This is a genomic window from Myroides albus (genome assembly GCF_009711045.1).
In the GTDB taxonomy this organism is placed as follows: Bacteria; Bacteroidota; Bacteroidia; order Flavobacteriales; family Flavobacteriaceae; genus Flavobacterium; species Flavobacterium album_A.
The window spans coordinates 1-6,546 of the sequence record NZ_WMJX01000076.1 but is presented as its reverse complement, the minus strand read 5'-3'; the positions used below and the strand labels follow the sequence as shown (position 1 = coordinate 6,546).

Annotated in this window: 4 protein-coding genes; 2 read left to right on the top strand and 2 right to left on the bottom strand. The window is 33.0% G+C overall.

What is annotated here, in order from left to right; all coding sequences use genetic code 11:
• Window positions 1-18 precede the first annotated feature (18 nt).
• Complete coding sequence (locus GJV76_RS14955) at window positions 19-963, bottom strand: alpha/beta hydrolase family protein (RefSeq protein ID WP_155093392.1); 945 nt, start codon at window positions 961-963, stop codon at window positions 19-21.
• Between the two features lie 171 nt (window positions 964-1,134).
• Here GJV76_RS14955 and GJV76_RS14950 point away from each other — a divergent pair, with 171 nt between their 5' ends.
• The gene (locus GJV76_RS14950; RefSeq protein ID WP_155093391.1) at window positions 1,135-1,677 is read left to right on the top strand and encodes a GNAT family N-acetyltransferase; all 543 of its coding nucleotides are present in this window, start codon (window positions 1,135-1,137) and stop codon (window positions 1,675-1,677) included.
• 36 nt (window positions 1,678-1,713) lie between these two features.
• Here GJV76_RS14950 and GJV76_RS14945 read toward each other — a convergent pair whose 3' ends face one another.
• Window positions 1,714-3,837, bottom strand: a complete 2,124-nt coding sequence (locus GJV76_RS14945) for a M3 family metallopeptidase (RefSeq protein WP_155093390.1) — start codon at window positions 3,835-3,837, stop codon at window positions 1,714-1,716.
• Between the two features lie 195 nt (window positions 3,838-4,032).
• On the opposite strand from GJV76_RS14945, the gene GJV76_RS14940 reads away from it, so the two are divergent.
• A complete protein-coding gene (locus tag GJV76_RS14940; RefSeq protein ID WP_160340116.1) occupies window positions 4,033-6,012 on the top strand; it encodes a S8/S53 family peptidase in 1,980 nt (659 codons plus the stop codon).
• Window positions 6,013-6,546 lie beyond the last annotated feature (534 nt).

Here is a 6,546-nt window from a genome sequence, read left to right as displayed (position 1 = left end):
GCTTTTTTTTGCTTTTTCTTATATCGAACTCACGTTAATTATATCATCTTTGAACGCAGAGCGAATTTCATCAAGGCATTCTCCGTTGTTTCCCTCTGAAAGCAAAGCGAGGTCTTTAGCGCGTTCTTCAAATAGGTTTGTATAATCAAATTCTTGCTCATATGCCTTAATTCCGGCTCCTGCAAGCCCAGCATAGGATAACAAAGTCGCATAAGAACCAACGGAATTTCTTTTGTCTAATGGCACGTTATTTTTAATTTCAAGCTGTTCTATTTGCGCTAATGCTTTAGGGGCAACTTCTAAAATGATTTCTCCAAGACTTGAAGCTGGTGCTCCTGCAACTGCTCCCTTGAAAAAAGGGTCATCATTAGCAAACTCTGCTACTCCCAAAGAAGCTTGTCCTCCCTGTGATTGTCCTGCGGACATCCAACCACCTTGTAATTCGTCTTTGTATTGCTCTTTTATGGCATGGATAGCATAAATAGAGGACAGTGCTTCGCTTTTTAAATTTAGATATGGATGTATTCCTTTTGTACCTAATCCTTCGTAATCTGGGGCTACAATAATATAGCCTTCTTCAAGTAAACTTTTAGCCATTACTTTGAAATTGGCTCCTATCATGTTGTTGCTTGGAGCACACGCATCACCAACTCCTACAGTTCCATGAGCCCATACAACTACTCTCCATCCGTCTTTTGGTTTTTCTGTTTTTGGATAAAAAATTAAAGCAGTTGCCTGCGTTGGTTGACTTAATACATTAGGCATTGTATAAGTCATAATAGTTATCTGTGATGCCTCATCTAATTTATCTATTGCGTAAGCCTCTTCTTTTATGTAAGTTTTTATAACTGGATCAGTTATAATGATTGATTTATTGCTATCATCATTATTACAAGCCGTAAATAGGGGAATGCTCAATGTTGTAAGACAAAACATAGCAATCAAAAGATTCTTTCTTTTCATTTAATTATTGTTTAGGTTAGTTTTCATTATCTCAAATATAGAAATAAAGCGAAGTCTACAAAGTTTTATTGCATAGTATAATACATTTTTAACGTTATATGGAGATTCATTTATATTGATGATTTCTTGTCTGTTCAATTTTTCTGATGTTCTTTTGTAAAAAAAGATAATATGATATTTCCCGCAGAGCAACCGATTGTAACAATTGGAGATTTAAGGTTAAGACCTTTAAAAATAAATGATGATAAAGATTTATACGCGTATTTTTCAAAAGATGAGGTAACTGAGTTTTATGATTTGTTTACTTTTAAATCTACTGATGAAGCTACTCAATTAATCCAAACCTGGATTGAGCGAACTGTTTTAAAGCAAGGAATTCGTTGGGCAATAACGTATAAAGAAGAAGATAAGTTAGTAGGAACTTGTGGGTTTCACAATTTGTCTGAAGAAAATAATAGGGCAGAAATCGGGTATGATTTGCATCCTGATCTCTGGGGAAAAGGTTATATGACACAGATCGTTAGCTTCTTAATCGAATATGGGTTTAAGAATATGAATTTACATCGTGTAGAAGCTTTTATTGACCCAAGTCATCATGCTTCTCGTAAGGTTCTTACTAAGAATGGTATGCAAACAGAAGGAATTTTACGTGATTACTTCTTTGAAAAGGGGAGATTTGTTGACGCTGAGATGATAGCAATATTGAATAAATAAAAAAGCCAGCAATTTTGCTGGCCTTTTTTTTACTGACTATTTTGTAAAACCTGAGTATTTTAATAAAGCATCTATTGAAGGGTCTTTTCCTCTGAAATCTTTGTACATAACTTCAAGTGGCATTGAATTTCCTTTAGAAAATACTTTGTCTCTTAAGATTTGACCATTTTCTCTTGTCATTCCTCCATTTTGCTCTAACCACTGGTAAGCATCATAGTCTAACATTTCAGACCATTTATATGAATAGTAACCAGCTGCATATCCTCCAGCGAATATATGACTAAAGTAAGTTGATCTGTATCTTGGAGGTACAGTAGCTAAGTCTAAACCATATTTTTTAAGAGCTTCTTGTTCAAAAGCTATTGCATCAGTAATTTTGGTATTGCTATCAATGATGTGCCATTCCATATCAATAACTGAAGCACCTAACAATTCTGTTAAGCTATAACCTTTGTTGAAGTTAGAGGCTTTCTTTATTTTATTGACAAGCTCATCAGGAATTACTTCTCCTGTTTGATAGTGTTTTGCATAATTCTTTAAAATAGACGGTTCAAATGCAAAGTGTTCGTGGAACTGAGAAGGAAATTCTACAAAATCACGAGATACGCTTGTTCCTGATAAAGTAGGGTAAGTTTGATCTGCAAAAAATCCGTGTAAGGCATGACCAAATTCATGATACATAGTTATTACATTATCAAGCGATAGAAGTGTAGGTTGTCCTGCTGCTGGTTTTGGAAAGTTACCTACGTTATAAATCACAGGTAATTGATTTAATAACTTAGATTGTCCAACAATATTGCTCATCCAAGCTCCCCCACGTTTACTATTTCTTTGATAGTAATCAGCATAGAATAATCCTACTTGGCTTCCATCTTCATTAAATATTTCATAAACTTTCACGTCTTCTTGCCATACTGGAATATCTGTTCGCTCTTTAAATGACAAACCATAAAGTTGTTTAGCCATATAAAAAACACCGTTTTCCATCACAGAGTTCATTTCGAAATAGGGTTTTAAATCGTTTTGATTCAAAGCGTATTTTTCTTCCCTAATCTTTTCTGCATAATAGTTCCAATCTGCTGCAGTTAGAGTAAATGGATCGGCTTCTTTGTTTATTAAATCTTGGATTTCTTTTGCTTCTTCTTTTGCACTATTAACAGCAAAAGGACTTAAATCTTTTAATATCTTAATAGCATTATCAGGAGTTTGTGCCATCGTTCCTTGTAAGCTCCAAGCAGCATAGTTATCAAAACCTAATAATTTTGCTTTTTCAGCTCTTTTGTGTGCAAGCTCTATAAGAGTAGAACGAGTGTCATTTTCATCTCCTTTTTCAGCTCTAATCCATGCTTGTTCAAATAGTTTTTTACGGGTTTCTTTATTGGTTAACTTATCTAAGTCTGGTTGTTGAGTTGTATTATTTAGGTCTATTAGATAAGTTCCGTTTTCTTGTTTTATTGCGTCTAATTCACTAGTACTTAAGCCCGAAAGCTCTTCTTTTGTAAAAGATACTCCTCCTTGTTTAGTTGCAGCCAATAATTTATCTCCAAATTGATTATTTAATGTTGCAATAGTTTGATTTAGTTCTTTTAGTTTTTCTTTATCTGTTTGGCTTAAGTTTGCTCCAGCTTTTTCAAAGTTTTGATAATAAACCTCCACAAGGCGTTCTTGTTCCGAAGTAAGATTCAAATCTTTTAAATTATCATGTAATTTTTTAATGCGTTGAAATAAAGCATCATTTAAGTATATAGCATCATTATGGGTAGCAAATTTAGGAGCTAATTCATTGCTAACAGCCTTTAATTCATCGTTTGTATGTGCTCCTGTTAATAGATAAAATACAGAACTTACTCTATCCAATAATTCACTTGATTTTTCTAAAGCTACTAATGTATTATCAAAGGTTGCTTCATCAGTAGTGCTTGTGATTTTGTCAATTGCTTCAATTTGACGACGCATTCCTTCAAGTAATGCTGGTTTGAAATCTTTGTTTTTGATTTTGCTGAAATCTGCTGTTTGGTAAGGTAGCGTACTTGGATTATAGAAAGAATTGTTTTCGTTCCAATCTGTTACCTCTGTAGTGCCTTTTTTTGTGTTGTTACATGAGACTGAAAAAACAGAAGCTCCTACAACAACGCTTAAAATAGCTTGTTTTGCGTACATATTATTATAAGTTAATGTTAGTTATTGTCAAATATATTGAAATATTAGGTAAAAACAGGAAAACTGCTATTAAATGAGGTTGATTTGAAATGATAAAGTGAGAATATAGGTATGTATTTGTAATAATTATTGATAATAATTAGTAAAAGAACTGGAAAAAGATGAAATTTACATTTGAATTAGTGTATGACAGGTATGAGAATTGGTATAGGGATTTTATTATTAATGACAAGTAGTGTTTTTGGACAAAATACTGCCTTGAGAAGTGAGATTGGAAATAAGTATGATGGCGAAAAAGTAGATCTTTTTATTTCTACTTTAGATCAACAACATAAAAGTGATTCACTTTCTATTGTTCAATTTGAAGATTTGTATACTGCTGAAAAGAAAACGAATTTTACTCATTCTTTTACTTCTTTGCGCCGAATAGAGCAACAACAATTTCCGATTTATTATAAACTAGGGAATGTTGTAGCCAGACAAGTTAGTGGCGTGAATAGTTTGAATATGGATAGTCGCACAAGTAATTTGTTGGGAAACAATATGATAGTGGCTGTTGTTGATGGAGAAACTGCTTTAGCTAAACATATTGAATTTAAAGGGGATAAAGATGCTTGGCGTGTGGTGTTAGGGGAAGAACAAAATGATATTTATTCATTTGATAAAGCGATTCAAAAGAAAAGGGAATCGGCAAGGCTACACGCTACACATGTGACAGGTACTATATTAGCAAAGGGATTGAATCCTAAAGCAAAAGGTATGGCTCCGATGGCAAATGTGGTTTCTTTTGGTTGGGATAATGATATTCTTAAAATAACTGATTTAGCCAAACAAGGAGTATTGTTGTCTAATCACTCTTATGGTATCGCAGTAATAGATGATGATAAAAGGCCTCTATTACCTGTTAATTACTTTGGAACTTATAATATTGATGCGCATAATTTTGATAGAGTTTGTTATTTGTTTCCCTACTTTCAACCTGTAATTGCAGCTGGTAATGATTTAGGTGTGGCGGATATTGTTAATCCTACAAAGAATGGGGTGAATCTATTAGTTGGTTATTCTACTGCTAAGAATCCGATTGTTGTAGCTGCATTGGATCCTGGGGTTCCTGAACAGAATTTTCAAACAAATTTTAGTAGTACAGGGCCTACAAATGATTTTAGAGTAAAACCTGATATAACAGCTGATGGAGTGAATATTTTCTCTACTGCCTTTGTCAACCCTTTGGTTAAAGGTATTTCAATTCAAGATAATCTATATACTAATTTGAGTGGAACATCTATGGCTACACCTGTTGTTACTGGAGTATTGTCGCTTTGGCAACAATGGGCTATAGAAAAGAAAGGTTTTCCTCTAAAGGCGGCAACTCTAAAGGCTGTAATGATTCAATCCGCTCAAAAAATAGAACTTTACGATGGACCAAGTTACCGATATGGATGGGGATTGTTAAATGCTAAATCTGGAGTAGAATTACTTAATAATTCTCTATCTAAAGAAGCTTTAGTTTTGGAGAGTAATTTATTTCAAAATAGAGAGTTTAGAACTACAGTAAACTTAAATTCAGATAGCGAGAAAATGTTGTTTACATTAGTTTGGACGGATAAAGAAGGTGTTAATAAAATAGGTGTAAATAATGAATATTATGGAAGAGATTTGGTCAATGATTTGGATTTGCGCGTTTTTTATAATGGAGAAGAGTATTTACCTTGGATGTTAAACCAAGATTTTTTAAATCCAAAGGCGGTTAAGGGGGATAATTTAGTCGATAATGTTGAGAAAATAGAGATTGAAAATGCTTCCAAAGGAGAATATGAAATAGTAATTAGACATAAAGGTGCGTTGGTAGGTTCTGTACAAGACTTCTCTCTAGTGGTTAGTAATTCGTCTTTTAATGGGATTTCATATAATCAAAATAGTATCACACTTGATAATAGTATTGCTATTTGGCCTAATCCTGCAGAAGATTACTGCTATATTGAAATTGATCAGGCTTACGTCTTTGATAAACATACTGTAGAGTTGTATAGTATAAATGGACAACTATTAAAAGAACAAGAAATTGTTGGGTCTAATCGTGCTATAATTAACGTTTCTGATTTACCGAAAGGAATTTATCTGGTTTATGTAGAGATTGGTGGAGAACGATATCGTAAGAAATTAATTAAGAAGTAAAACGATTTTGAGTATAGTTAACAAAGGTTCTATTATAATAAATATAGTAGAACCTTTGTTGTTTTTAATATTGTACTTACGAGTAGGTGCTATACTATATATAGTATAAAGAATCTTGTTAAAGGAAGTAAATGCATTATTACTGGTGTAAGTAAGGTAGGAAAGGGGGTATGATATCATTAATCCAAAAAAAAGTTTCACTTGTAAAGTGTACNAGTTTGGAAGTAGCGTAAAAGATACTACTTTTGCATCCGCATTAGAGAAGTAATAACGACTCTAGAGGCAGACGCTCCTAAATATAAAGAAAGCAGCAAAGAAGAATTAATAACTTTGAAAAGCTTTAAAAACTTTAACAAAATAAAGTTTGGATAAGTAAAAGATAAGGTGTTATCTTTGCGGTCCGCTTCAGTAAATACTGTAGTTCGCAAGAAAAAAGAAAAAGAAATTTTTCAAAAAAAGTTTTGGGAGATTAAAAAAATAGTTTTACTTTTGCATTCGCTTTGAAACACAAGTGGAAAAAACAAGAAGAATACG